This is a genomic window from Paenibacillus filicis (assembly GCF_038070315.1).
Taxonomy (GTDB): Bacteria; Bacillota; Bacilli; order Paenibacillales; family NBRC-103111; genus Paenibacillus_G; species Paenibacillus_G filicis.
This window is the reverse complement of the sequence record NZ_JBBPCC010000001.1, coordinates 359,099-386,098: the sequence shown is the minus strand read 5'-3', so window position 1 is coordinate 386,098 and position 27,000 is coordinate 359,099. Positions and strand designations below refer to the sequence as shown.

Here is a 27,000-nt window from a genome sequence, read left to right as displayed (position 1 = left end):
CTAGGCCGCGGAATAGGAGAGAGCTGCCGTGCTCGTTGTTGCGTTTTTCATTTCGAGCAAGGACAGAATCGGCTTGGAGAGCCAAGAAATGGAACCTGCGACGAGCAGGATCGGGCCCCAGTGAGACAGGGAGAGCGGCACGGTATGGAAAAAACGGTTGAGCGATGGCACATACAAGGCACCCAGTAAAGCAAGCCAAGAGATGCTCATAGCGCCGACGAGGAAGCGGTCTTTGCTCCAATCGCCTACGGTTTGCTCGGTGCCTTCCTGCCGCCAAGAGAACGTTTGTATCAGCTGTCCTGCCACCAGCGTCGCGAATGCGATGCTTTGTGCCACCTGTATCGGCTGTCCGTTGACCAAAGCCAGACCGTACAGCGCGAGCGACCCGGCTCCAAGAAGCGCTCCACGGGTGATTACCTTCCGGTAAAGTGTCTTGTCTACAATATCCATCCGTTTTGTCTGCTTCGATTTACTGCCTGGATTGATGGCTAGAATCATGGCCGGCAGCGCGTCGGTCAGCATGTTCATCAGCAAAATTTGAATAGGCACGAGTGGAATCGGCATACCCGCAACAACCGCAACGCTCGTCACGAGTATTTCCGCGAGATTGCCGGTCAGCAAGCAGCCGAGTGCCTTGCGGATATTACCGATAATCGTGCGGCCCTCCTTAACGGCGTCTACAATCGAACCGAAGTGATCTTCCTTCAGCACAATATCAGCCGTCGCTTTGCTGACCTCGGTGCCAGCTCGTCCCATTGCGATCCCAACGTTAGCCTGCTTGATTGCAGGACTGTCATTCACGCCGTCTCCGGTCATGGCAACGATATGCCCTTTTTTGCGTAGTATGCTTACGATACGCAGCTTATGCTCCGGTGTCATCCGGGCGAAGATGGACACCCGTTCTACGGACTGTTCAAGTTCCTCATCGCTCAAGCGGTCAAGTTCGTGACCCGAGAGTACTTGACCCGGCTGGCTGCCGTCCGTAATTCCAATTTGCTCGGCGATAGCGATGGCCGTGATGGGATGATCCCCGGTAATCATGATCGGCTTCACGCCGAGGGCAATCGCCTCTTTTATGCTTTTCCGCACATCTTCCTTCGGCGGATCAAGCATGCCGGCCATGCCGACATAGATCATATCCCGCTCGTCGAGATCCGCTTGCCCGTCATGCTCGTCCGCTTGCATCTCTCGGTAAGCGAAGCCGAGAACACGCAAAGCGTTAGAGGCGAGACTTTCGCTTTGCTCTAGGACGCCTGTGCGAATCTCATCGGTAAGCTTGTGCACCTCCCCGTTCTGCTGGTACCTGCTGCAGCGGTGAAGGATGGATTCTACAGAGCCCTTAGAGAATATGTAACAAGCATGACCAGACGAAGTATCCTTGCACACCACGCTCATTTTTCCAGTACCGGAGTCAAAAGGCATCTCTGCACCGCGATGCCAATGGACCATATTCTCCGGCTTGACCCCGCCTTTAAAGGCCATCGCCAGCAGAGCACCCTCGGTCGGATCTCCTTGCATCGACCAATGCTCCCCTTGCTTGATCAATTTGCTGTTATTGCATAAGCAAGCAATCTGCAGGATGCGCTGCAGCTCCGGCTGCGTTTCGGAGCTTGCGTTCTTCATGCCATCCGGCAAACCGGAGCGGTTGTCTGTAGAGGTCTTAGCCAAGAAAATACCCTCAGGGTCGTATCCGCTGCCGGAAACTTCCCAGGCGTGGCCGATGGCTGCAATTTGCTTGACCGTCATTTCATTTTTCGTCAGCGTACCGGTTTTGTCCGTACAGATGATGGTTGCGCGCCCCAGTGTCTCTAAAGCCGACAGCTTGCGGACGAGCACGTTTTTCTTCGCCATGCGGTAAATGCCCGCACTCAGCGCGATCGTAATGGTAACCGGAAGCCCCTCGGGAATCGCCGAAGCGACCAGCGTGATCGAAGTGCTCACGAGCTGAGAAAACGGAATGCCGCGAAGAAGCCCGGAAGCAAATACAATACCCCCTGCGATGAACGCCCATTTGATAAATGTTTTACTGATGGATGTAACCTTTTCCTGAAGCGGCGTTGTCGTTTTCTCATTGACTTTGAGCAGTGACATCAGGTGGCCGAACTCCGTATTCATGCCGGTTTGGACGACGACACCCAAGGCTTTACCGCGTGAGATATCGGTGCCCATATACAGCATGCAGCTGCGCTCCGGCAGCGGACAATCGCCTTCGGCCTCGGTCTCTTTCTTCATGACAGGAACCGACTCACCGGTTAACGCCGATTCATTGACTTCCAGGTTCCACGCGCGAACCAGGCGAATATCGGCAGGCACACGGTCACCCGGCTCGAGGCATACCATGTCTCCTGGCACAAGATCGATGGCGCTTATGTGCTGTTCCACGCCGTCACGGATGACCTTGCTGACCGGGGGCTGAAACTGATTCAAGCTATCCACGATCCGTTCGGCTTTACGTTCCTGGAACGTGCCGATCGCTGCGTTTGCGAGCAGTACAGTGCCCATGGCTAATCCGTCAAACAGTCCACCCGTAAACAAGGCGAGCACCGAGGTGCCAAGCAGAATCAGCGTCGTAAATTCTTTAAACTGGCCGGCATAGGAGACGATCCAGGGGGTGTGCTGCTTCTCAGCCAGCTGATTGATGCCGTATTGGCCGCGCGATTCGTTCACTTGAGACCTTGTTAAGCCGTGCTGCACGTGAACCTGGAACCGCTCGGTGACGCGCTCCCAGGGCAAGCCGTGCCATGCAACAGCTTCTGCTGTCGCGGCTACCTCGTTTGGAGAAAGGGCGGCAGCATCCGTGGTATGAGCTGTGCCAGCAGGAAATAGTCGCTGCGCCAGCTTTTGCGAACGCGAAAGGAAGACCAGCGAGAGGGCATCACTCGCTAAATTAGCTATCGGGGCACTGAGCACGCCGATGGCGGCAAGCAGCGATCCGAATAAATTCCACCTCTTGGTAACCAGGAGATGCTCGTTTACTGTGCTCTCGATCTTTTTGGCGGACTGTCTGGTGTCCAAGATCGGTTTGAGCTGATCGAACGTGACTCCAGCGACGCCGGCCTCCATTAAATAACGGCTGTACTGGCTGGAAGACTCACTTACGAGGAGCACGCGGTTTCCTTGATGATGAAGCGCTGCGATACGCTCCACCGCTTCGCCGATAGGAGTGGTCAGCCAATCCGTATGCACGCCAAGCCGGACTAGCTCTTCCCGGCTCATGCCAGAGCTGTCCTCTAGTACGGCGACCTGAATACCTTGCTTCCGTGCCTGCGCGAGCAGAGATCTCCGCTCGGGATCGAACTGTTGTCCGCGATAGATCAGACCTTGGCATATCCAGTTCCCGCCGGTTTGCTTTGCTAGATAAAGCACCTCGCAGCCACTGTTCTCAATCCGTTTAGCTTCAAGGTAATACCGTTCGAATGAAACCCCGTTCCGTTTGCAATAAGTAAGATTGCCGATGCAATAAGACGTATTGCTGATCATGCCGCGAATTCCGTTCTCCTCATCAGCGACGCGGAAGGCCGAGCGTATCGTACGGCACGTTAGCTTTGCTTTCCGCAGCACATCCTCCTTCCACGGATGCTCGGATTTCCCCATTAAGCTAGCCGTTAGGCAAATGATCTTATCCGGATCTTCTTCGTGTGACACGTACTCCATTTCCTGGATATTCGCCTGCATAAGCAGAGACGTGTTTTCCAGCAACAGTGTACCGGTTTGGGCCACATGCGCTAATGACGCTACCTTCGGAAAAGTCGGCTGTGCTTCCTTGGAATAAAGCTCCGCCTGCTGCCAAGCCGTCTTCACCGGAATCGTGGCCGGCCGAGGATTCGCAGCAAGCAGCACAGCGATAGCCCTCAGAGGACTGCGGGTTATCAGCCAGGTGGCTGCAGCACCCACCATGCCCCAGCGGCCGGCACGTTCGCTATAGGCTTGAATTTCAGGAGAAAGCGGCAGAGAATCTGCTTCATCAAGTCCGATCTGGCTGCGTCTCCAATTAACATATTGCAGAATGCTTAAGGCCCCTAGTACCACGAGATTCTCCCGGACCAGTGCAAGTCCTAATGCAGCGGTGCCTAGAACAAGGTCGGGATTTAGCTTGCCCCGCTCGCTGAGCTGGGTAAGACCTCTACGTAGAAAAGGGTACCCGGTAACGGCTGCTACCAGCCCTGACATGTAGAAGGGAATTGGGCTTTGCGCTAATGCAGATTTGCCAAAGAACAGCTGTTTAGCTCCAAGCACTAAGAGTCCGCCCATCGCAAGCGTGAGCGGAAGGGGTACACCTGGCAGCAAAGGGGATCGGGGATCGACCGAAACCGGTATCGCTCTCAGCGATTCGGGCACAGCGCTCGAATCCTCGAAGGAATTCACAACCTGCGCAGGTTGATGCAGCGTCGGCATCTCCACAGAGGCGGCGGCCTCGACGTGTGCCCCTGACTCGGCGGCCGCTGGCACGGGCATTTCCTCGCATGTCTGGAAGCTTGTTTCTTCTTGACCTTGCCCGGTGTATTGGCTCTCTAGCAGCTCTAGCTGATGCAGCAGCTCACGGGCGGATGTTTGTTGTTCATCATATATAACGAGTACTCGGCCGGAGATCGCGGAGGCTTGGGCTTTAATGACACCCGTCAGGCTCGCAAAGTCCCGATTTAAAGACAATTCTGTTTGCTTGTTACTCAGCAGACCGGCAAATTCAAGACGAATACGTCCCGGCATAAAGCGGATAAACCTTCTGCGATGAGTGGTAAACGGCATGGAGTAACTCCTCTCAAGAGACAAATACTGCGATTTTAGAGCGTAAAAAATAGTATGCACAGGTTGGAAATGATTATGCAACCATTATTGGTGGAGAATTTACGCATAAACCGCCGCGCTTTGAGGAATAATTTAATCCGCTTCAACTAATCCATTATTTGGGGGATTCTCATGATAAAGTCACGAGTGGGTTTCATATTGGGCGGTGCGGCTTTATGGCTAGCATTGTCGCCGAACGCTAGAAAAACAGTAAGAAACTGGGCTGTCAAGGGAACGGAGACCGTTCTCGATTTAACCGATATGGCGAAGGGCGCAGGGGCCGCGGCTCAAAGCAAAATACAGCACCTAACGAAGCGCGATGATGAAATAGTTTCCAGCGAAACAGAACGATGATTTTAGATCAAATCGGGGCAAAATCTGAAATGACCGCAAACGCGGTAAGCTGTAGTTATTAGAGCATGAAGAATGGAGGATTTTCTATGTTCCAAAACGGCTCCTTATGGGCAGGTCTTCTCTCCGGAGGCATGTCGCAGCTTCAAGATACCAAGAGCTTGCAGCAAGGGCAGATGGGTAAAAAGGAGTATACGGTACAAACGGTAGAGAATGTAACCGGGGCGGTCGGGGTTATGACTGGAGTGGAGTATGGAGCGGTGCTCGGCAGTGCAATGCTGCCCGGCGTAGGTACTGTGGTTGGAGCGGTGCTTGGGGGCGTGCTGGGCGACCGGGTGGGCCGAATGGTAGGCGGGCAGGCCGGCCATATGTTAAGTCAAAACCCGCTAGTAAACAAGGTTGTTGAACCGGCGGTAGAGGCGATTCGTTAACAAGAAAGGCGGGGCCATAGAGGTTCCGCTTTTTTTTTCCCGTTTGAAGAGATCCTATATTGTCTAAACTAATTAGCACTGACAAATAGGAGGTGCTAACATGTCAGAGCATCCAATTCATCATTTGCTGGAAGGCGCATTGCATCAGTTAAAAGGCATTGTCGATGCTGATTCCGTCATCGGAAAACCGATCCAGACGCCAGACGGTACCGTCGTGATCCCCATTTGCCGAACAAATCTTGCATTTGTCACGGGGGGGACTGAATTTTCAAGTACCGCTTCTCCGATGCTGCCATTTGGTGGAGGGGTAGGGGGAGGTGTGTCCTTAATTCCCGTTGCGTTGGTTATTATCGGACCAGCTGGGGTTCAAACGCTATCGCTTGAAGCTCCCAAAGACATATACAGCCGCGTCCTCGAGTTGAGTCCGCAGCTTATCGATAAATTGAAAGATTTGTTGGGCCGATAACCAGGCGGTTATCTCTTAAATACTAAGGAATAGCACTTACGCAGCAAACGCCATGTAATTCCCTTACGAACAGAGACCGTTATCATTGTCTCCGTTGTCTTGTCATCCTCCATAATCTCACCTGCCCTTACTAGTAAAGGTCGGACGGGAGTGTCCGATCTTATAAAATTATTCCCTTTCTGATCTATACCATGCATCAGCCGGTCAGCCGCACGTAACTTATAGAGTCAATCTATTCATCGTGTTAGGCTGCCCCGTAGCAGTTGATCCCGACAAACCGCCTTGTCCCTCGAGCCGTACAGAGGGCAGGGCGGCTTATTTGTGTTTACGTTTGCCGTTCCGGGCCATCCAAGAAACGTACAGGTTTTGCGAATGATGTAGGGTTCTGCCTGCCTGGAAATGCCCTTATGATGAGTTTACATGAGCAAGCAGCATGCACAACGTTCATCGTCATCGATCATCACGAAGGGGTGACTTATGTATACAATCGTTGCTGTACTAGGGGATTATTATCACCAAGCTGAGGTGATCCGGGCGGCATTCCAGGAAGCGGTGAGCTCCGTTTTCGGCGGCGAGGATGCCGTTCAAGTCCGGGAGGTAGACGCTGCGGGGCTGCCGCAGGCGCTGGCCGATCGGCCGGATGCCGTCGTGCTGTTCAAGGAAAACCGGACGGACCCCGAGGGAGATAAACAGGCTGGATGGATGACGGAAGCGGTCGAGGAAGCCATCGAAGCCTATGTCCGCGAGGGCGGAGGCTTGTCCTGGTGCTGTGGCGCAGGGGAATCGAAGAGTCAAGGGAGGCTGGGATAAAATGACCGACACAGTGAAGGTACAACTGGAGGACGCACAGCGGACCGAGAAGGTCAAGCTGGCGCTGCTCAGCATGCAGCGGTATTCCTGGGAGCAGGGCGTGGCCGCGCAGGCGATGCTGGAGTCCGGCGACATGGAGCTCGCGATTCTGTTCGCGCGGGACGCGGTGAACCGGCAGGACGCCGCCGGCAAGCTCGGCGTTATGAATGACGGCTACTCGGTCACCGACTCGGCGGCCAACGGCGAAGCCGTGGCCCGCGCGGCGCAGGCGACCGGTGATCCGCTCTTCGAGCAGGGCGCCGCCCGCATGCTGGATTGGCTCCTGCATCACGCTCCGCGCACGGCGGAGGGTACGCTGCGCCACGTGATCGACAAGCCGCAGGTGTGGATCGACTCGTTCTATATGGCGCCGCCCTTCCTGGCGGTGTCCGGGCATTACGAGGAGGCGGTGAAGCAGATCGACGGCTACCGGCAGCTGCTGTGGGACCCGGAAGCGCGGCTGTTCGGCCATATCTGGGACGACGAGGCGAAGGCCTATGTCCGGCAAGCACACTGGGGCGTCGGCAACGGCTGGGCGGCCGCAGGCATGGTGCGGGTGCTGGAGAGGTTGCCGGAGTCGATGAGCGAGGAACGGGAGCGTATCCTCGGCTACCTGCTCGATGTGCTGGAGGGCTGCCTGGCCCATCTGCGGGAGGACGGCTTGCTCCACGACGTGATCGATGACTCGTCGACCTTCGTCGAGACGAATGCGGCACAGATGCTTAGTTACGCGATCTACCGCGGGGTGACGCTGGGTCTGCTGGACCGCAGGTATATTCGGGCGGCGGAACGTATGCGAACGGCGGCGCATGGGCGCGTCGACGAGCGCGGACTTGTCCAGGGCTCCTGCGCGGCGCCGTTCTTCGACCGGCCGGGCACGGCCCCTGAGAGCCAGGCATTCTTCCTGCTGATGGAGAGTGCGGCGAGCCGCTACCGGGATGCTGTGGGCACGGAAGCAGAAACCGGCGCTTCACAGGAGGAAGGGGGCGCCGCATGAAGACGGATGTCATTTGCCTAGGGGAGCTGCTGATCGACTTCGTCTCGATGGCCAAGGACGTGTCGCTGATCGAAAGCCCCGGTTTCCTCAAGGCGCCGGGCGGAGCGCCGGCCAATGTGGCTGCAGGCGTCGTGAAGCTGGGCGGCACGGCAGGCTTCATCGGCAAGGTCGGCGATGATCCGTTCGGCCTCTATCTGAAGCAGGTGCTGAACCAACTGACGGTAGAGACATCCTGCCTGGCGCTGGACCGCGAGGCGCGGACGACGCTGTCCTTCGTCGCACAGAGGCCGGATGGCGACCGGGAGTGTATGTTCTACCGCCATCCGGGGGCGGATATGCGGCTGGCGGCCGAGGATATCGCCGAGGACTATATCGCTCAAGGTTCGGTCTTTCACTACGGCTCCATCAGCTTGGGCAGCCCGAGCAGCAAGGCCGCGACGCTGCAGGCGATTGCTTACGCACGGAAGCATGGGCTGCTGATCTCGTACGATCCGAATCTGCGGACGGACCTGTGGCCTGATCCGGAGCATGCACGCGAGGAGATCAACGCGGGTTTCGCGCATGCCGATGTGGTCAAGATCAGCGAGGAGGAGTACCGCTTCATCACCGGCTGCACGACGGTCGAAGACTGCGGCCGCTATATCCTGGAGCGCGGACCGGGGCTTGTGATCGTCACGCTGGGCAAGGACGGCTGCTACTATACGAACGGCCGGACCAGCGGCTTTATTGCGGGCTTTCAGGCGGAGGTGGTTGAGACGACCGGAGCGGGAGACGCCTTCGTGGCGGCGGTGCTGCACACCTTCGCGGAGCGCCGAAGAGCCGGGTCGACGGTGCAGGACGAGGAGCTGCCAGCGGTGCTGCGGTTCGCCAATGCCGCAGGAGCGCTCGCTACGACGCGCATCGGCGCGATTCCGTCCCTGCCGACCCAAGATGAGGTGCTGGCGCTGCTGGACAGCGCGGATTGAACGACGCTAGAGACGCTAGCTAGAGAGGAGACTACTGCTATGAAAAGTCTGATCGTCGATCGGGACGGCCAGCTCTCCGTCCGCGACATCGCCAGGCCCTCCTACGGCCCGTATCAGGCGCTCGTGAAGATGGTCAGCTGCGGCATCTGCCGAGGCACGGACCTCAAGCTGATTCACGGCGAGTTCAAGGGCTTCGATACGTATCCGGCGGCGCTAGGCCATGAGGGTGTAGGCCGCGTCGTCGAGACCGGTGCGAACGCACGCCACTTGCAGGCTGGGGATCTCGTGCTGCTGCCGTTTCTGGAGCAGGAAACGGACGGCATTCATTCCGGCTGGGGCGCGTTCTCGGAATACGCGGTGGTCGGCGATATTGAGTCTCTGCTGGAGGACGGCAAGGGGCCGGGAGCGCCGGAATTCTCTGAGGCGTACTACGCCCAGCAGAAGCTGCCGGCGGATATCGACACGACAGCTGCCCCCATGATCGTCACGTTCCGCGAGGTGCTGAGCGCATGCAAGCGCTTCGGATTCAGGCCCAATGCGAGCGTCGTCGTCTTCGGAGCTGGTCCGGTCGGCCTGTCGTTCTTGACCTTCGCCAAGCTGCTTGGGCTAGGGCCGGTCATCGCCTCGGTCACCAGCGAGTCGAAGGCTGCGGAGGCACTGCAGGCCGGTGCGGATGTGGTGATCAACAGCAAGACGCAGGACCTCGCCGCCGAAGTTCGCAGCATCTGTCCCGCAGGCGTCGACTTCACCGTCGATGCGGTCGGCAAGAACGAGATCATCAACCAGAGCATGGAGCTGCTCGCTCCTTATGGGCATATTTGCTGCTACGGCATATCCCCCGAGACGCGGATGGAGCTGGACTGGAGCAAGGCGCCGTACAACTGGCATCTGGACTTCAATCAATGGCCGTCCAAGCAGGAGGAGTCCGAAAGCCACCGCCAGGTGCTGAGCTGGATGGCCGCCGGCGTGCTCAAGGCGGACCAGTTTATCTCCAACGTCTATCCGTTCGAGCAGATACTCGAAGCCTTCGAGCAGGCCGAGCACGGCCGCGGCATGAGGAAGACCATCATTACATTCGACTAATCCAGGCAGTGACTGCCTGATGACCTAGGAGGGGTTCCCCATGAAGACACCGCGATTGTTTACATTATTGCCTGAAGAGTATGTCACGACGCCCGACGGTATGGCGCTTGGACCGGATGGCGATCTGGTGCTGTCCTGCCCGAACTTTGCCGACCAGTCCCGCCCGGGCTGTCTCGTCCGCATTAATAGGGACCGCCAGGTTCGCAAATGGGTGGACGTGCCCGTCCATTCCGTGACCGGCGTCGCATGCCCGATGGGCATCGCGTTCGGACCGGACGGCGATCTGTACATCTGTGACAACCAAGGCTGGTCAGGCTCGCCGGAGGGCAGCTTTGAGGGCCGCATCCTGCGTCTGCGGATCGAGAACGACGAGGTCGTCTCGACAACCGTCGTCGCGGAAGGCATGGAGCATCCGAACGGCATCCGAATCCGCGGCTCGTATATGTATGTCACGCAAAGCGTGCTCACCAAGGTGGAAGACCCGACCGGCTTGCTCCGCAGCTGCGTCTATCGTTTCGGCCTCGACGAAGAGGGGATCCAAATTACTAATACGCTGGACGATCCGCATATGCTGACCTCGATGCTGACGCTCAACGAGAATGACCAATACGGAGCAGACGGAATCGAGTTCGATCCGGAAGGCAACCTGTATGTCGGCAACTTCGGCGACGGTGCGGTTCATAAGATCACCTTCAATGAAGATGGCACAGTGAAAGACAATGTCGTGTGGGCGAAAAACCCGGAGCAACTGCAGACCACGGACGGCATGATCATGGATGAAGCTGGCAACCTGTACATCGCCGACTTTTCGGCCAACGCGATCGCCAAGGTATACCCCGACGGAACGGTTGAGCGCTACGCTCAAAGCCCGGATACGGACGGCTTCCAGGGCGAGCTGGACCAGCCGAGCGAAGCGTTCATCTGGGAAGGCAAGCTGGTTGTCTCTTGCTTCGACCTGGTGACGGGTCCCGGCAAGGTCAATACCAAGCATGAGCTGCCAGCTACGATGTCCGAGCTGGACTTGTAAGGCGGATCGAGGCTCCTATGACGAAAATACTGATTACCCCCAAATCCTTCGCCAACTATAAAGAAGCCGTCTACCCGCTGATCCTGGAGCAGGGGTATGAAATTATCGAGAACACGACCGGGCGGACGCTGACCGAGGCCGAGATCGTGGAGCTGGCCGGCGAGGGTGTCGCCGGCATCATCATCGGCGTCGATCCGCTGCCGGGCTCCGTGCTGGAGCAGTGCCGCGACGTGCGAGCCATCTCCAAGTATGGCATGGGCATGGATAACATCGACCTGGACAAAGCGAAGGAGCTCGGCATCGGTGTGCGGAACGCCGCAGGCTCTAATCATATTTCTGTAGCGGAGCATGCGATCGGCTTGCTGTTCGCGATCGCCCGGCATATTCCGCATAATGTCGCTTCTGTGAAGCAAGGACATTGGGAGCGGGCGATGGGCATCGAGCTGACCGGCAAGATAATCGGCCTCGTCGGTGGCGGCCAGATCGGCCGCGAGGTAGCGATCCGGGCCAAAGGCCTCGGTATGCAGCCGGTCATCTACGATCCCTTCCTGCGGGACGAATCGTTCCTGGAGGCGCATGGTATCCGGCGCGAGCATGACCTGGACCGGCTGCTGGAGCAAGCGGACGTGATCTCGCTGCATGTCCCGTATACGCCGGAGACGAAGCATCTAATCGGCGAACGGACGCTCGGGCTAATGAAGCCATCGGCGATTCTGATCAACACATCCCGCGGCGAGCTGGTGGACGAGGATGCGCTCTACCGCGCGCTGACCGGCGGCGCACTTGCCGGAGCGGCGCAGGACGTGTTCTCCGTCGAGCCTCCAGACGGCGGACATCCGCTGCTTCAACTGGACCGCTTCCTGCTGACGTCGCATACGGGCGCCTTCACCCGGGAGGCGGTGGCTAGGATGGCGACACTATCGACGCACAATCTGCTGGACTTGCTGAACGAGCTTCCGGCACGAACACGGACATCATGAAAGGAGCCTGACCTATGCTGAATCTGCAAAAGGCTGAGCAGCCTACTTTATATTTCATCGGAGTCACCACGACCCAATCCTCGATCATGAAGCTGTTTCCGCTCTGGGCGCAGGCATTGGGCCTTGAGGACGCGGTCATCCGCGGTATCGACATCGGCATCCACGCCGACCCTGCGTTGTACCGGCAGGCTGTCCAGTTCATCAAGGACGATGAGCTGTCGCTCGGCGCACTGGTGACGACGCACAAGATCGACCTGTACAACGCGGCCAAGGATATGTTCGACTATCTCGACCCGTACGCGACGATGTTCGGCGAGCTGAGCTGCATCTCCAAGAGGGACGGCAAGCTCGAGGGCTACGCCAAGGACCCGATCTCCAGCGGACTCGCGCTGGAAGCCTTCGTTCCGGATGGCTACTGGCAGGAGCACGGCGGGGAGTTGTTCGTGATGGGCGCTGGCGGAAGCGCGATCGCCATCTCGGCGTATCTGCTTGATCCGAAGAAAGCAAGCCGCCCGAGCAAGCTGATCGTCACCAACCGCAGCAAGCCGCGTCTGGACGAGATCGAGCGGATCATGAACGAGGTTGCGCCCGATGTGCCGGCCGAGTATCACCTCACACCGCTGGCTGGAGACAACGATAAGGTCATGGCCGGGGTGAAGCCGCTGTCGCTGGTGATCAATGCGACCGGTCTCGGCAAGGATCAGCCGGGCTCACCGATTACGGACGACGGGGCATTCCCGGCCAATAGCCTCGTCTGGGAGCTGAACTACCGGGGAGCGCTCGACTTCCTGCATCAGGCGAACCGTCAGAAGGCGGACCGTAGCCTGTATGTGGAGGATGGCTGGATTTACTTCATCCATGGCTGGACACAGGTCATCCAGGAGGTGTTCCACTTGGACATCGATGCAGCGACCTTCGCCGAGCTGGAGCGGATTGCGGGTACACTGCGGTAGCCGTGGACGACTTACCAGACCAGAGCAGAATGGAGAGGAACTTATGATGAGTCTGCAAGCGGGCACGGTCCCTTTTTCCGCCCATTTCGATTTGCTGAGCGGATTATCTAACGATTACACGCCTACGCGGCGGTATTTTTCCAAAATGACCGGCATGTACGAGAATGCCGAAGCGCTGGCCGAGCTGGTGGCAGCGGGTGATCCGCTGACGTACGAATTTTATGAGCTGACGATGCCGGAGTCGCCTAACGAGCTGCTGTTCGGCACCAGCATTCTGCAGCCGGGCAAGGTCGGACGCGAATATGCGATGACCAAGGGGCATTTTCATACGATTCTCGATACGCCCGAGGTGTACTACTGCCTGAGCGGGGAAGGTTTCATGCTGATGGAGAACCCGGAGGGAGACTGGAAGGCCGAGCGCTTCGCGCCGGGCCAGGCGGTGTATGTGCCGCCGCGCTATGCGCACCGCAGCATCAACACGGGCAGTGTGCCGCTCGTGACGTTCTTCGTGTACCGGGCCGACTCTGGCCATGATTACGGCACGATCGAGAGCAAGGGCTTCCGCAAGCTGATTGTCGAGGAGGACGGCCAGGCCGTTATCGTGGACAATCCGAAGTGGAACGCCCCGGAAGGGAGCTAACGGACTACGATGGAATACACTTACCTAGGAAGAACCGGGATGAAGGTCAGCCGTCTCTGCCTCGGGACGATGAACTTCGGCGTGTCGACGGATGAGAAGGAAGCGTTCCGCATCATGGACGAGGCGCTGGATGCGGGGATCAATTTCTTCGACACGGCTAATATATACGGCTGGGGTGAAAATGCCGGCACCACGGAGCGGCTGATCGGCCGCTGGCTGGCACAGGGAGGCCAGCGGCGCGAGCGCGTGATCCTCGCGACCAAGGCTTACGAGAAGATGTCCGACCCGCTGGACGGCCCCAATGACGAGAAAGGACTGTCGCTGTACAAGATCCGCCGTCACCTGGAGGGCTCGCTCCGCCGGCTTCAGACCGATCATGTCGAGCTGTTCTTCATGCATCATATTGACTGGCGGACGCCATGGGAGGAGCTGTGGGAGGCGCTGGAGGGCGTCGTTCGTCAGGGCAAGGTCGACTACATCGGCTCCAGCAACTTCGCGGGCTGGCATCTGGTGAAGGCGCAAGCTGCGGCCAAGGAGCGCAAGTTCATGGGTCTCGTCGTCGAGCAGCATATCTACAGCCTGCTCAATCGCACGCCGGAGCTGGAGGTGCTCCCGGCCGCCCAGGACCTAGGCCTCGGCGTCGTCGCCTGGAGCCCGCTCGCAGGCGGCGTGCTCGGCGGCAATGCGCTGAACCCGCAGGTGAGCAACCGCACCGCGCAGCAGACGGCGGTGATCGAGCGTCACCGCGCCAGCTTGGAGGCGTTCTCGGCCTTGTGCCGCGAGCTCGGCGAGAAGGAATCCAATGTCGCGCTAGCGTGGGTGCTGGCCAATCCGGCGCTGACCGGTCCGATCATCGGGCCGCGCACGGTGGAGCAGCTGCGCGATGTGCTCCGCGCCGTAGAGATCAAGCTCGACGCCGCGACGCTGCAGCGTCTGGACGAGATCTTCCCGGGACCTGGCGGTCCTGCGCCGGAGTCTTATTCGTGGTAAATCAACAGATGAAGCCCGGTTCCTTCGAGGAATCGGGCTGTCTATCTTTTCTTATTCAAAATCCGCAGGGTTTCGAGTAAGCTTATACATAAAACCACTCGGCTCGACACGCCCATGCGGGAGGTCCTTTTATGTTGGCTAAAATGAAAACCCTTTATCTGGAGCTGCCCCTTCGCGGCAAATTTCAGCTCTGGTTCATGCCCCTGCTTGTGGTAACGGCGGCCAGCATCGGCTATATGTCCTACACGACGGCGTCCAATCAGGTACTGGATAAAATCTCGCAGGCGCAGGACAATATCTCCTCACAGACGGTTGCACATCTGGATTATCTCGCCAAGGATATTTACGATATCTACAGCTACCTGTCGCTGTCTTCCGAGCTGCATGATCTGCTGTCGCCCGATGCGAGCTACAACTCGGCGCAGGTCGTCAACTCGATGATCAACCGGCTGCTCAGCACCCGGCAGTTTTTCCAGTCGCTGCTTATTTTCTCAGATCATTTTCCGACGATCAAGTTCAACAGCCTGAACAACAACGAGATTATCAGCTACGACACCTACAAGCAGAGCGATATTTACAAGTATACGGTAGCGAATGTCATCAAGGGCGCCTGGGGCGTGGAGGCGGGCCCGCTCAAGCTGTTCATCGGGGACCAGCGCAAGAAGGTGTTCTACAGCAAGGTGCTCGTCAATCCTGAGACTCTGGTGCAGGAGGGGCTGATGATCATCGGCATGACGGAGGAGGATTTCCGACGTTCCATCATCCCGGCTCGCGACAATGTAGAGATCGTGGTCATGAATGAAAGCGGAACCATCGTATCGGACTCGAGCGGGAAGTGGAGCGGGCAGTCGTTCACCGACCTGCCATATTACAACCATACCCCGATGGAGCAGGTGGACTGGAAGCAGCACGATGAGCAGTGGCTGATCTCCCACTCCGCGTCGTCGGCGACCGGGTGGCATGTGTTGGTCATTCAGCCCCGGACGCAGGAGTTGCAGCAGCTAGGTCAGATCCGCTGGCTGACCGTTGCCTTCGTCATCATGATCCTGCTCGTCAACGTACCGCTGAGCTGGGTTGTCTCCAAGCTGCTGCTGAATCCCCTCAAGCAGCTGCTCAAGTCGATGCGCGAGCTGCAGGCCGGCGACTTCAGACAGTCGGTTGAGATCGAGCTGCGGGACGAGATCGGCCAGCTCGGCCGGGGCTACAACATCATGGTCGAGCGAATCCGGGAGCTTATCCAAGATGTGTATGAGTCTGAGCTGTCGGAGAAGGAAGCCAGGCTTCGAATGCTGCAATCCCAGATCAATCCTCATTTTCTCTACAATACACTCAATTCGATTGCCTGGATGTCCTATCGGGAGGGCGCGGACAAGACGGCGGATATGATTCAGCGTTTGTCGGTGTTTTTCCGCTTCAATCTAAGCCAAGGTGCGGATATCATCACGATCGAGAAGGAGCTGACGATTGTCGAAAATTACTTGTTCCTCAGCCAAATCCGCTTTGGCGACAAGCTGACGTATGCGATTGAGGTCGAGCCTCATCTCACGCAGATGCGCATTCCCAAGCTGCTCCTGCAGCCGCTGGTGGAGAATGCGGTCGTCCACGGCATCGAGCAGATGGAGGGTCAGGGCTTTATTCATCTCTTTGTCTACGAATCCGAGGGGCAGCTCGTGCTGGAGGTAACGGACAATGGGATGGGCATCCCAGCGGAGAAGCTGGAGCAGATGAGGGCGGCGGTACAGGCGAGACAGCGTGCCGTGGCGCCCGATCAGGCAGATGGCTTTGCCTTATTCAATACACGGGAGCGGCTTCGCAACTATTTCGGTGACGAAGTGGCTATTGAGGTAAACAGTCGCTTGAACTTTGGCACGTCGGTCAAAATCAAAGTGAATATGGATCGGGTGAGTGTGGCGGGAGGAGATGAGCGAGATGCATAAATTATTAATCGTGGAGGATGAACCGGCCTTCCGTGAAGGGATCTTGACGATGATCGACTGGGAGTCGGAGGATATCCGCATCCTGGGTACGGCATCGAACGGCCGCAAGGCACTGGAGTTGATGGAGCTGGAGCAGCCGGATATTCTGCTCACGGACATCCGCATGCCGCAGATGTCGGGGCTGGAGCTGATCGCCGAGGTGTCCGGCCGGGGCTGGGACCTGATCCCCGTCCTGCTGACGGGGCATAGCGAGTTCGAATACGCGCAGCAGGCGGTCAAGCTCGGGGTGCTGGACTATATCCTGAAGCCGTGCAGTCCGAAGCAGGTCCGGGAAGCGATCGCGCGGGCGAAGGTCAAGCTGATCTACACGCGCAGCCAGCATCAGCAGGTCGACCGGCTGGAGCGTCAATGGAATGCTAATGTGCGGGCGATCAAGGAGGACCGGCTGATGAAGTGGCTGCGCGCCGCCAAGCCTCGTACGATGGCCGAATGTCTGGCGGAGATCGGGGAGTACGGCATCAAGCTGACGGACAATCCGGCGCTCGTCATCGTCTTCCGCTTCGACAAGAAGGCACTGAATGCGCTCTCCTACACCGAGTCCGATCTTCCGCTGATCCGTTACGCGGCGGCCAATATTATGGAGGAGAGCATCGGCGACCGGTTCGGCGGCCGGCATGAGCTGCTGACGCTGGAGGATCAATTCGTGCTGATCGCGGGCAGCCCGGATGGGCTGCGGCATACAGACATTCAGGAGCGTCTGGAGCCGATCCAGCGGAATTTGTCCACCTTCCTGAAGGTCAGCATCAGCATAGGAGTCGGCGGAGAGACGCAGCTGACCCACCTGCACCAGTCGTACCGCGATGCGCAGGAGGTGCTGTCCCAGCGCTTCTTCCATGGCGGCAAGGGCGTGTTTCTCGCCGGAGATACGGTGGAGTCTGCGCCTGCGGCCACCCTGACGCCCAAGTTCCAGGAGGACTTCGCCGATTTGGAGCAGCGTATCCGCGAAGCGCTGGCGGCCAGCAACTACTCGGATTTTGTCGTGGAGGTTGAGGAATGGCTGCATACGTTCAAGGAGCAGGATCTGTCGATCCGGCGCATCCATCTGCACTCGTATGCGTTTATCGACTCCTTGATCCGGGAGATTAAGGCGGCGAACGGCGAGCTGGTTAAGGAAGCAGTCAAGCAGTTCGAGGGCTTTGCGGAGCAGGTTCAGCACCAGGAAACGTTCGAGGAGCTGTCCACGCTGCTGACCGTCGTGATCCAGAAGTTTGTGGAGTACCGCCATACGAAGAAGCAGCCGCACAAAACGATCCAGTATGTACTCTGTCTGATCGATGAGAAGTATATGACTAACCTGACGCTCAAGTCGATCGCGGAGGAGGTCTTCATCTCCCAGTCGCATCTGTCGACGCTGTTCCGTCAAGAGATGGGGATTAACTTCCTCGACTATCTGCACCAGTACCGGATCGAAAAGGCGAAGCAGCTGTTCAAGCACGAGGGCAGCAAGGTGTACACGGTGGCGCGGGAGGTCGGGTACTACGATGAGGCGCATTTCGTCCGTTTTTTCAAGAAGTGGACCGGTATGCTGCCTTCCCAGTATAAAAAGCAAATCGGCTTCTAATAAACGTACAGCTTTACCGAAGAATCATAGGTTACCCCCTCATTTGGTGTCCTTTATAATCAAGATATAGCGCTAAGCAAGATATTAGAGGAGGGGTTCTTTTGAAAAAGTTACTTAGCACCGTTACCGCGATTGTGGCTCTTGCAAGCGTTGCCACGGCTTGTGGCGGCGGAACAACAACCAGCCAGCCAGCCGACAAAGGGGCGGCTAAGCCGGATACCAAGGCTACAGCGCCGGCTACGGAGACGAAGACGGACACGAAGACGGACACAGGCCAGAAGGCGGAGATCAAGTTCTTCAGTAACAACCCGGATCGTACGGGCGGCCAAGGTAAAGCGGAGCAAATGCTGATCGATCAGTATATGAAAGAGAACCCCAATGTCAAGATCACCGTGGAAACGCTTTCCCCAGATCCGCAATTCCAGGATAAGCTGAAAATTTACAACGTCTCGGGCGTCCTTCCCGAGGTGACGATGATGTGGGGCGGCGCGCGCTACCTCGGACCGTTCGTCAAAAATAATGCGCTCGTCTCCTTTACGAAGGATGACTTCAAGGGACAAGGCTTTATCGACGCGGCCTTCGACTCCTTCTCCATGAACGGCAAGATTTACGGCATTCCGAAAAATACGGACTTCCTCGTCCTCTACGTAAATAAAAAACTGCTCGCCGATCGCGGCCTCGAGCCGCCGAAGACGGAGTCTGATTTGTTCAAAATTGCTGAGAAGCTGAAGGGCACCGGTGTTGTGCCGATCTCGCTTGACGGGCGTGACGCTTGGCCGCTGGGTCTCTTGTTCGATGCCGTCGTCTCCCGTCAGTCCGGCGGATTCGATCTGTACCACAAGGCGATCGACCGTACCGGTTCGTTCAAGGACCCGGCTGTCGTCACTTCGGCCAAGAAGCTGCAGGATATGGTCAAGAGCGGCGTGTTCGGCGAAGGCTTCCTGAACCTTGACTACGGCGCAGCGCGCAACCTGTTCGGTCAAGGCAAGGCGGCGATGTATCTGATGGGACAATGGGAGATGGGCCTCTCGACCGACGCCAACTTCCCGCAGGACGTCCGCGACAATATGATTGCGATTCCTTATCCGGCTTCCGATGATGGCAAGAGCCCGACGACCGATCTGCTCGCTTGGTTCGGCGGCGGCTACAGCGTATCCAGCAAGTCCAAGAATACCGAGGAAGCGAAGAAATTCGCCATCTGGATGTTCAAGAAGGAGAACTGGGCCAAGACCGTATGGCAGAACGGCATCACGTTCCCGGCTCAATCGTATGACGAGTTTGCGACAGGCAAGGAAACGCAGGTGCAGAAGGATCTGACAAACATCCTCAAATCGGCTAAGAACATCAGCGGCGCGAACTCCCAGGACCGTTTCTCCGCTTCCACGTCCAAAGGATACCTGGATGCGATTACCGAACTGCTGGCACTCAAATCGACGCCTGAGAAATTCGCCGAAGTGATCGATGGCATCGCCGACAAATCGAATAAAGAACTGAATCCTTAAGACATAAGCCTAATCGGACGGACACCCAGGGAGCAAAGCGGGATGGATACGTTTTGCTCCCTTTTTGCAGAGAAAGAGAAATGGAAGTGGTGGATATGAATAAACTTTGGATGGAGAAACGGAATATCGCCGTTCTGATTACCCCGGGCCTGCTGTTCATTCTCGGCATGATCCTGCTGCCTATTCTGGTTGCCCTGTATCTCAGCTTTACCAACTACGACGGCGTGGACTACCAGTTTCAAGGCTGGGACAACTACAAGGAACTGTTTTTCCATGACCCTGTGTTTTGGAGCTCGCTCCGCCATGCGGTGCTTCTCGGATTGGCCTTCGTGCTGCTGCAGCATCCACTGGCGATGTTCATGGCCATCATAACGCCGTATACGGGGAAATTGGAGCGCATCCTGCGTGTGGTGATTTTCATCCCGTCCATTATTTCCACATTCGTCACTTCGCAAATGTGGGTGAGTATCTTATCGGTCCAATACGGGCTGTTGAACCGCATTCTGAGCGGGATCGGCCTCGCCTCCTGGAAGCAGGACTGGCTGGGCAATCCGGAGATCGCGATCTACTCGATTATTTTCGTCGCGATGTGGCAGGGGTTCGGTTATGCGTATCTGCTGTACTACGCTGGGATCAAGGGTATTCCTGCTGAGCTGAGCGAAGCGGCGATCGTCGACGGTGCGAACCGCTGGCAGTTCAACACGCGTGTCGTGCTTCCGCTGATGTCGCCGGTGATCCGTATTAATGTGGTGCTCGCGATTGTGGCCGGGTTCAAGCAGATGGAGACTGTCTTCCTGATGACGGGCGGCGGACCCGCCAATAGCACGCAGTTTCTGGCGACTTACTTGTATTCCAAAGCTTTCCGCGAAGGCTTGTTCGGTTACGGCAGCGCAGTCTCCGTTCTGTTCGTCATCTTCTGTCTGTTAATTACGCTGGTGATGAACCGCTTGCTGAAGAAAGATGTAGGTGAATTCTGATGAAGACAGCGATGAAGCCTTATACCCGCGTCGTTCATGCGATTTTGTTGATTTGTTTACTGGCGGTCGGGCTTGCCCAGATCTTTCCTTTGCTCTGGATGATTAACTTTTCGCTGCTGAAAAGCGGGGATTTCTTCGGCAGTGATATTCTGAAGTGGCCGGCCCCCTTTCAATGGAAAAACTACATCGACGCGTTCACCCTAGGCCACGTGCCGGCTTACCTGCTGAACAGCGCAATCGTCGCTGCGGTCGTTATCGCAGTCACGGTCGTGGTGTCGGTCATGCTCAGCTACGTAATCGCGCGCATCGATTGGAAATGGAATAAATATTTGGCCGGGCTGGTTATGGTTTGCATGATCGTGCCGATATACTCGACGCTGCTGCCGAATTTCTTCATATTCAATAAAATTCAATGGATCGATACGTATTTCGCTATCATATTGCCGAATATCGCGTTTCTGATTCCGATCAGCGTATTTATCTTCATCGGCTTTATGGAGACGACGCCGCGGGCGATCGAGGAAGCGGCCGTCATCGACGGGCTGAATCTGCTTGGGGTCGTGTTCCGGATTATTTTCCCGATCTCGCGGCCTGTCATTGCCTCTGTCGCGGTGCTTGCGTTCCTGAATACGTGGAATGAGTTCATCATGGCGATCACCTATATCCGCTCGGATACGTTCAAGACGCTGCCGTTCTCGCTTATCCAGTTTACCGGGCAGTATGCATCCAACTATGGCGCGCAGTTTGCGGTTATGACGATTATTGCGCTGCCGTCGGTTCTGTTGTATATGTTGTTTACGGAACAGATTACGAGCAGCTTGACGGCTGGTGCGGTCAAGGGCTAGGATCAGTTAGGTGAGAGTGGCCCTATTAAGCGCTCAGGCGAGTGGGGCGGTCAGGGCTGACTTATGACGCTGTCCGGAGTGCAGAGCTTCTGCCGAAGGACGGCTTTTTTTACTTAGGGCTTCTTGAGGCTTCTTGTGGCTTGAGGAGAATAAAGGGAGGACTTCGGTATGTTCATTCAGACGGTTCGGGGAGTGATCGACAGCGGGGAGCTGGGCTTTTGTCACAGCCACGAGCATTTGTTTCTGGAGGCGGGTCATCCATCCTCGCTCAATCCAGCACTCTGCCTGGACGACTACGACAAGACGCTGGCCGAGCTGCGCCTGCTGCGCGGCGTCGGAGGACGGGCGGTTGTGGATGCCCAGCCGCTGGGCTGCGGGCGTATGGAAGCATCGCTGCTCGACGCTTCGGTCGAGACGGGGATGCATCTGATCGCGTCCACCGGCTTTCACAAATTGGACTTTTACAACGAGCATCACTGGATACGCAGGTACGATCAGGAGCGGCTAACGGAGATTTTCATCCACGAGCTGACCATCGGGATGTATGTGGGCACGGATAGAGAGGAGCCCGGGGACTTCATTCCGGCCAGGGCAGGCATCATCAAGACGGCGATGGACGAGCAGCGGATGAACGATCCCGATAAGCGCTGGTTCTACGCTGCTGCGGATGCTGCGCTGCGCACGGGAGCCCCGATCCTGTGTCATATCGAATCCTACGAGCAGGCGGAGGCGCTGGCGAGCTTCTACATGGAGCGCGGCGTGCCGGCCGGGCAGATCATCATCTGCCATCTGGACCGGAGCCTGGACCAGCCGCTCGCCCATCGCAGACTGGCCGAGCAGGGCCTTTACCTCGAGTATGACACGATCGCGCGGTACAAGTACCACGGCGATGAGGAAGAGGCTGCGCTCATCCGGCAGATGATGGACTGGGGGCTGGAGCGCCAGGTGCTGCTCGGACTGGATACGACTCGCCAGCGGATGAAAAGCTACGGCGGTGCAATAGGCTTGGACTTTATCGCGGAGCGATTTATTCCCCTGCTGCGACAGTACGGCGTTACGGAGAAGCAGGTGCACCGGATGATGGTGCTGAATCCGGCAGATGCGTTTGCCATGAGACGTGAGTTGATCCTATAGGCCAAGGTTAGAGAGGCTTCCGGCGAGGGGAGATCTTATTCCCGACCGTTAATCCGGTCCAGATCAGTAAAGCCACGAGAGGCAGCGCCATAGCGATGCCTAGGAGGATCGTTCCGGGAGGGGCCAGACCTGCCTCGTAAAAGCGGTACAAGGCATACGCCCCGTACGGAATTTCGACGAACAGGGCTGTGATGACGCCCGGCGTGTATGACCTAATGGCAACCGTAACCCCCACATGCTTAACCCCGTCGAGCAGCACCACGGCTACGATGCCTAGAAAAAGCGCATGCAATGGGCGGATGCCATCAAAATGAGCGGCCTGCCAAGACGTCACCAGAAGCAGGATGGAGCCCATGAGAAGCACGGCCACCGTAAACTGAAGGGTTACGGACTTGTTCCAGTCCAGCAGTCGGATCTGAGAAGCGAAAGCCGGGTGGTCCCTGTGCTTATGTGCTTGCTGCTCGACGGTTAGTATTTCCTCGGCATCATGGATGAAAAAAGCGACGGGCAGCAGCCAGATTAACGTCTCCAGATGGATAAGCTCATGCATGCTTCGAACATCCCCTCCAATCATAGCTATAACAGACAAGGCTGCCGGTCTCGGCAGCCTTGTCTGTTAATGAGCCTTTAATCGAAGAACTTCTTCTACTGTCAGCCCGGAGTAGTCAGAGATTTCTTCTATGTCTACACCCTTGGCGAGCATTTTCTTGGCTATTTCCACAGCCTTCTGATGGCTGCCTTGTTCTCGGCCTTGTTCCCGGCCCTCTTCGCGCGCACCCTCGATCATCGAAGCCTCGTCATGCAGAGCTTTCTGACGCATCTCGTACATACGGCGGGCTTCCGCATCCTGGCTCAGAAACTCCAGCGTGTTCAATGCCTTACGCAGTACAGGCTCATTCATGGTCAGCACCTCCCAGCTTATAGGGTCGATTCCTTTCAAGAACAACAGCCAGTTCAGCAGCCCTCCGGAACAGCTGCATTTCAATATTGATCAACTCGCCTGCCGCGGTTTTAGCCCGAATGTCGAAGATAGATTGCTTGTCTCGGGGTGAATCCTTGTCGGTATAAGGATTCATTAAAATAATTTCGGCAAGAGGAGGTTTTCCAGCTTCTTTGAACGTATGATTTAAGAAGGCCAGCAGAATGTCCTTGTTTTCTTCGCTTCCGAAATGCGCTTAAGTACAAAATCATTTTTGGGGTCCAGCAGATCGTGCATGGCGCATCAACTCCAGTCATTATCCCTTCTATTGTATCATGTTTATCGTTTGGATGCGCGTAATAAACAAGCGTTGGATCTTAATTCAGAATAAAAAAGGAGGCCCACGATGAGAGAGCGTACAGTGATCATCACCGGAGCTAATTCCGGGATCGGTAAAGCAGCCGCGTTAAAATTCGCAACAGAGGGACATCATGTGATCATGGCCTGCCGCAACCTGGAGATCAGCAGAGTGGCACAGCAAGCGATTATCCGGGCTTCCAATAATCCGAATGTAGACCTGCTGCAGGTGGATATGTCTTCTTTTGCCTCCATCCGAGCTTTCTGCGCCGCTTATGAAGCCAAATATCCGCGACTGGACATCTTGATCCATAATGCCGCCTACCTGAACCATGGAGAAAAGGAATACAAGCTCAGCCCCGAAGGGATCGAGCTGACCTTTGCTACCAATACGTTCGGTCCCTTGCTGATGACCCGGCTGCTTACGGAGAGGCTGGCGGCCTCACAGGACCCAAGAGTATTGCACGCGTGCACGACCAATATCAAGCATTTTTTTGACCCGAAGAGACAAATCGAGTTCGATAACCTGCGCGGGGAATACAGTGGCAGCAGGCCATACAGCACCTATAAAATGTACGGCGACTCCAAGATGGCGCTGCTGATGCTCAGTTTCAAGCTCGCGGACGAGCTCAAAGACCGGGGTATCAACGTGAATGCACTGCAAATTAACCGTGTCCGCTTGTCCAAAGAGACCATTCAAAAAATGAGCCCGGCCTGGAGAATGCTGGCACGGGCTCAAAATCTCATCAACCCTCCATCATCCGGAATGGCTGATACCTACTACTATCTTGTTACCTCCGACGAGCTGAAGCAGGTAACCGGCCAATTGTTCAATCACAAGCGCGAGATGATGCAGGTGGCTGCAACCGAGCAGGGCTTTGCCCAATTGACGAACATCTTAGGCTCCACGGCTTATCCTCGGCACGCCTCGGATATCAGGAACATGCAAAGAATTTGGGACTTAAGCCTGTCACTGATTGAAGGAAGCTGAGCTACTGCCATCTTTATTCCTTCACAGCAGCCTTAGCTCTTTTCCACTCTTCGTGCAAGCTCCAAACCCGGTTCCACAAATCATCCCGCTCCTCCTTGCTATAGGCGACCAGATGCTCTTGAAATACATCCGCAAGCACTTCGCGCCACACCGATTGGGTCGTAATCTCGGTCTTCACCGTATCGCGAAGCTCCCGTCTGCTCCACACGCAGCCTCTAAGCTCATTGCTTCCTGTCGCATGTCTCTGCCGGACCAGGAACAATTGATGCCAAGGAGATTCCAGCGATTGGCTGTAGAAGTCATGCTTTTGTTGGAACTCGTCCAAGGTCGTCAGAACTTCAGGCGCAATATCGACACCCGGGAACGAAGCGAGCGGATCATGCTCCAGCCGCCATCCGTGACGGGCCACACCTGACGGGGTGACTTTATACAAAAAGGAACCCTGATCGTAGCTTCCCATCTCAAGTGGAAGAGGCTCGTAAGGCATGTCGCCCAGTCCTACATCGACGATCCACCGCTGTTCCTGCTGATGCTCATCCGGCAGAGTGACCGTCAAGCTCAGATGGAAGGAATTGATCCGCGGCTCCTGCCCCAGAGGCTGAACACCGGCCCGGTGCCAGGCAACCTGATAGCCAAGTGATCGAAGCAGCTCGCTGAACGCTCCATTTAAGTGAAAGCAATAGCCGCTTCTGCCGCTGCTCAGCAGCTGTACGGACTCGTGAACACCGATCGGTGTATGTCGGCCGGCCACGATATCGATGGTTTGCCAGGAGGCAGACCGGACATGGGCACGGTGCAGCTCGAACAAATAGGACAGAGTGGGAGGCTGAATGTCCGCGATCCCTATTCTCATTAAATAAGCTTTGATTTCTTCTTTGGTCAACATATCATTTCCCCCTTACCTGGGTGTATGACCTGCAGCTGTCTGTTAGACACCTATGGTTACTCTCATAGTAATGGCATCGCAGGTCCGTTACAACTTGAAAAGCATGTATCTGTACCGGTACAGACTGGTGAATGTGAATTCCTATGCTCCAGGAAAAAGGGGGCCGGGGGATGACCGTATATTGAGAACTTGGTTGGAAATAATTTTTGTTAGGGCTGAAAGTTAGGCTAAGTTTCACGCAGCGCCAGAGGCGACATGCCGTAATACTTTTTAAAAACCTTATGGAAATAGGAAGCGTCGTTATAGCCAACAGAGGCTGCAATAGAATGGATCGGAAGCCGGCCCTCCAGGATGGCTTCTTTGGCCGCTTCCATGCGCAGCCGAGTAATGTTATCCATCATGGTTTCGCCGATCTGGGTTTTGTACGCCTTACACAAGTACTCTTTGCTGACGTGAAATTTCGTGGCGAGCATCTCCAGCGAGATCGGTTCTCTATAATGAACGACGATGTATTGCTGAATTTCTTTGAGATCAATTTTTTTCCTGGCTTTGCGAAGCGCCTCCATGTGGGCGATGGCTTGTTCGTACAAGGCTATCAGTTCCCCATGAACCTGTGGGCCGGTCGTTAGTTTAGCCTGCTCCCCCTGCAGGAATGGCAGCTCGGCAAAAACCTCCTTCATGTCGATGTCGGAAAGGGATAGAAATTCCTCCAATTCCTTGAGGAATTCCTGATAGATGCGCCACCATTGATAAGAGTAAGCCTCGATCCTCGTATTCAACTGCTCGAAGCATTCGGCAAATAGTTGACGAATCGCTTCTATATTCCCTACATTGACATAGATACTGATGCTTCTCTTGTGCTGTACGACAATATTCAGGATATCGGATGGAAGCATGATGAGCGAGCTTGCGGCCCGCCCGGCTCGTTCTTTGGTGATGCGGACAAGACAAGCCAGCAGAGCCTGCTTCAAGCTTTCCCTATCCAATGGCTTGAGCAGATATTCGATGGCCCCTGAACGGATCGCTTGCTTCGTATAGATGAAGTCGTCATGTCCGCTCAGCACGATCAGCTTGATTTCCGGATGATACTGTTCCAGGAGCTTCAGCAATTCAACGCCATTCATCTGCGGCATCTGCATATCCGTAATGACAATATCGGGCTTGTGCTTGTCTATGAGTCGAAAGCCGTCCTCGCCGTTTTCTTCCTCGCCGACAACCTGAATGTCCAGCTTCGTATCGTAGACGAACTGCTTGATTAATTCTCTTGTCCAATACTCGTCTTCTATGACGATGAGTGTAAACATCGGGCATGAC

At 56.3% G+C, this 27,000-nt stretch carries 22 protein-coding genes and 1 pseudogene; 18 read left to right on the top strand and 5 right to left on the bottom strand.

The features are described 5' to 3' along the window. Window positions 1-4,746, bottom strand: coding sequence for an HAD-IC family P-type ATPase (locus WMW72_RS01800; RefSeq protein WP_341413689.1), 4,746 nt, complete (start codon window positions 4,744-4,746; stop codon window positions 1-3). 479 nt (window positions 4,747-5,225) lie between these two features. On the opposite strand from WMW72_RS01800, the gene WMW72_RS01795 reads away from it, so the two are divergent. From WMW72_RS01795 to WMW72_RS01715, 17 genes are all read left to right on the top strand, one after another. Then, the gene (locus WMW72_RS01795) at window positions 5,226-5,567 is read left to right on the top strand and encodes a glycine zipper domain-containing protein (protein ID WP_341413688.1); all 342 of its coding nucleotides are present in this window, start codon (window positions 5,226-5,228) and stop codon (window positions 5,565-5,567) included. Between the two features lie 100 nt (window positions 5,568-5,667). After that, window positions 5,668-6,033 carry a spore germination protein GerW family protein gene (locus WMW72_RS01790; protein WP_341413687.1) on the top strand — a complete coding sequence of 122 codons (366 nt, stop codon included), beginning with the start codon at window positions 5,668-5,670 and terminating at the stop codon, window positions 6,031-6,033. 477 nt (window positions 6,034-6,510) lie between these two features. Next, entirely contained in the window at window positions 6,511-6,843 is a 333-nt protein-coding gene (locus WMW72_RS01785) for a hypothetical protein (protein ID WP_341413686.1), read from the top strand. Window position 6,844: 1 nt separating this feature from the next. Then, a complete protein-coding gene (locus WMW72_RS01780; protein ID WP_341413685.1) occupies window positions 6,845-7,879 on the top strand; it encodes a glycoside hydrolase family 88 protein in 1,035 nt (344 codons plus the stop codon). After that, on the top strand, window positions 7,876-8,844 hold the full coding sequence (locus WMW72_RS01775; RefSeq protein ID WP_341413684.1) for a PfkB family carbohydrate kinase: 969 nt from the start codon (window positions 7,876-7,878) through the stop codon (window positions 8,842-8,844). Before WMW72_RS01780 ends, WMW72_RS01775 begins: the two co-directional genes overlap by 4 nt. Window positions 8,845-8,883: 39 nt before the next feature. Continuing rightward, a complete protein-coding gene (locus WMW72_RS01770) occupies window positions 8,884-9,927 on the top strand; it encodes a zinc-dependent alcohol dehydrogenase (protein ID WP_341413683.1) in 1,044 nt (347 codons plus the stop codon). 40 nt (window positions 9,928-9,967) lie between these two features. Beyond that, on the top strand, window positions 9,968-10,954 hold the full coding sequence (locus WMW72_RS01765) for an SMP-30/gluconolactonase/LRE family protein (protein WP_341413682.1): 987 nt from the start codon (window positions 9,968-9,970) through the stop codon (window positions 10,952-10,954). Between the two features lie 17 nt (window positions 10,955-10,971). Further along, complete coding sequence (locus WMW72_RS01760; RefSeq protein WP_341413681.1) at window positions 10,972-11,934, top strand: phosphoglycerate dehydrogenase; 963 nt, start codon at window positions 10,972-10,974, stop codon at window positions 11,932-11,934. 14 nt (window positions 11,935-11,948) lie between these two features. Beyond that, entirely contained in the window at window positions 11,949-12,887 is a 939-nt protein-coding gene (locus tag WMW72_RS01755) for a shikimate dehydrogenase family protein (RefSeq protein WP_341413680.1), read from the top strand. A 43-nt stretch (window positions 12,888-12,930) separates the two neighbouring features. Then, window positions 12,931-13,527 carry a glucose-6-phosphate isomerase family protein gene (locus WMW72_RS01750; protein ID WP_341413679.1) on the top strand — a complete coding sequence of 199 codons (597 nt, stop codon included), beginning with the start codon at window positions 12,931-12,933 and terminating at the stop codon, window positions 13,525-13,527. A 9-nt stretch (window positions 13,528-13,536) separates the two neighbouring features. After that, window positions 13,537-14,517, top strand: coding sequence for an aldo/keto reductase (locus WMW72_RS01745; protein ID WP_341413678.1), 981 nt, complete (start codon window positions 13,537-13,539; stop codon window positions 14,515-14,517). 131 nt (window positions 14,518-14,648) lie between these two features. Further along, entirely contained in the window at window positions 14,649-16,454 is a 1,806-nt protein-coding gene (locus WMW72_RS01740; protein WP_341413677.1) for a cache domain-containing sensor histidine kinase, read from the top strand. Beyond that, window positions 16,447-18,075 carry a response regulator gene (locus tag WMW72_RS01735; RefSeq protein ID WP_341413676.1) on the top strand — a complete coding sequence of 543 codons (1,629 nt, stop codon included), beginning with the start codon at window positions 16,447-16,449 and terminating at the stop codon, window positions 18,073-18,075. The genes WMW72_RS01740 and WMW72_RS01735 overlap by 8 nt, the downstream gene beginning before the upstream one ends. A 101-nt stretch (window positions 18,076-18,176) precedes the next feature. Continuing rightward, window positions 18,177-19,577 carry an ABC transporter substrate-binding protein gene (locus WMW72_RS01730; protein WP_341413675.1) on the top strand — a complete coding sequence of 467 codons (1,401 nt, stop codon included), beginning with the start codon at window positions 18,177-18,179 and terminating at the stop codon, window positions 19,575-19,577. Between the two features lie 110 nt (window positions 19,578-19,687). Then, window positions 19,688-20,554 (top strand): carbohydrate ABC transporter permease, encoded by an 867-nt coding sequence (locus WMW72_RS01725; RefSeq protein ID WP_341413674.1) that lies wholly within the window; start codon window positions 19,688-19,690, stop codon window positions 20,552-20,554. Next, complete coding sequence (locus tag WMW72_RS01720) at window positions 20,554-21,399, top strand: carbohydrate ABC transporter permease (RefSeq protein ID WP_341413673.1); 846 nt, start codon at window positions 20,554-20,556, stop codon at window positions 21,397-21,399. The genes WMW72_RS01725 and WMW72_RS01720 overlap by 1 nt, the downstream gene beginning before the upstream one ends. A gap of 168 nt (window positions 21,400-21,567) precedes the next feature. Further along, window positions 21,568-22,533: a phosphotriesterase family protein gene (locus WMW72_RS01715; protein WP_341413672.1), complete on the top strand. Its 966-nt coding sequence runs from the start codon at window positions 21,568-21,570 to the stop codon at window positions 22,531-22,533. Window positions 22,534-22,540: 7 nt separating this feature from the next. Here WMW72_RS01715 and WMW72_RS01710 read toward each other — a convergent pair whose 3' ends face one another. After that, window positions 22,541-23,083 (bottom strand): HXXEE domain-containing protein, encoded by a 543-nt coding sequence (locus tag WMW72_RS01710; RefSeq protein ID WP_341413671.1) that lies wholly within the window; start codon window positions 23,081-23,083, stop codon window positions 22,541-22,543. Window positions 23,084-23,149: 66 nt separating this feature from the next. After that, window positions 23,150-23,749, bottom strand: a pseudogene (locus WMW72_RS01705) (Rpn family recombination-promoting nuclease/putative transposase). A gap of 109 nt (window positions 23,750-23,858) precedes the next feature. On the opposite strand from WMW72_RS01705, the gene WMW72_RS01700 reads away from it, so the two are divergent. Continuing rightward, window positions 23,859-24,800: an SDR family NAD(P)-dependent oxidoreductase gene (locus tag WMW72_RS01700; RefSeq protein WP_341413670.1), complete on the top strand. Its 942-nt coding sequence runs from the start codon at window positions 23,859-23,861 to the stop codon at window positions 24,798-24,800. 13 nt (window positions 24,801-24,813) lie between these two features. Here the strand turns inward: WMW72_RS01700 and WMW72_RS01695 are convergent, their stop codons facing one another. Next, entirely contained in the window at window positions 24,814-25,686 is an 873-nt protein-coding gene (locus tag WMW72_RS01695; RefSeq protein WP_341413669.1) for an arylamine N-acetyltransferase family protein, read from the bottom strand. 227 nt (window positions 25,687-25,913) lie between these two features. Next, on the bottom strand, window positions 25,914-26,990 hold the full coding sequence (locus tag WMW72_RS01690) for a response regulator transcription factor (RefSeq protein ID WP_341413668.1): 1,077 nt from the start codon (window positions 26,988-26,990) through the stop codon (window positions 25,914-25,916). Window positions 26,991-27,000 lie beyond the last annotated feature (10 nt).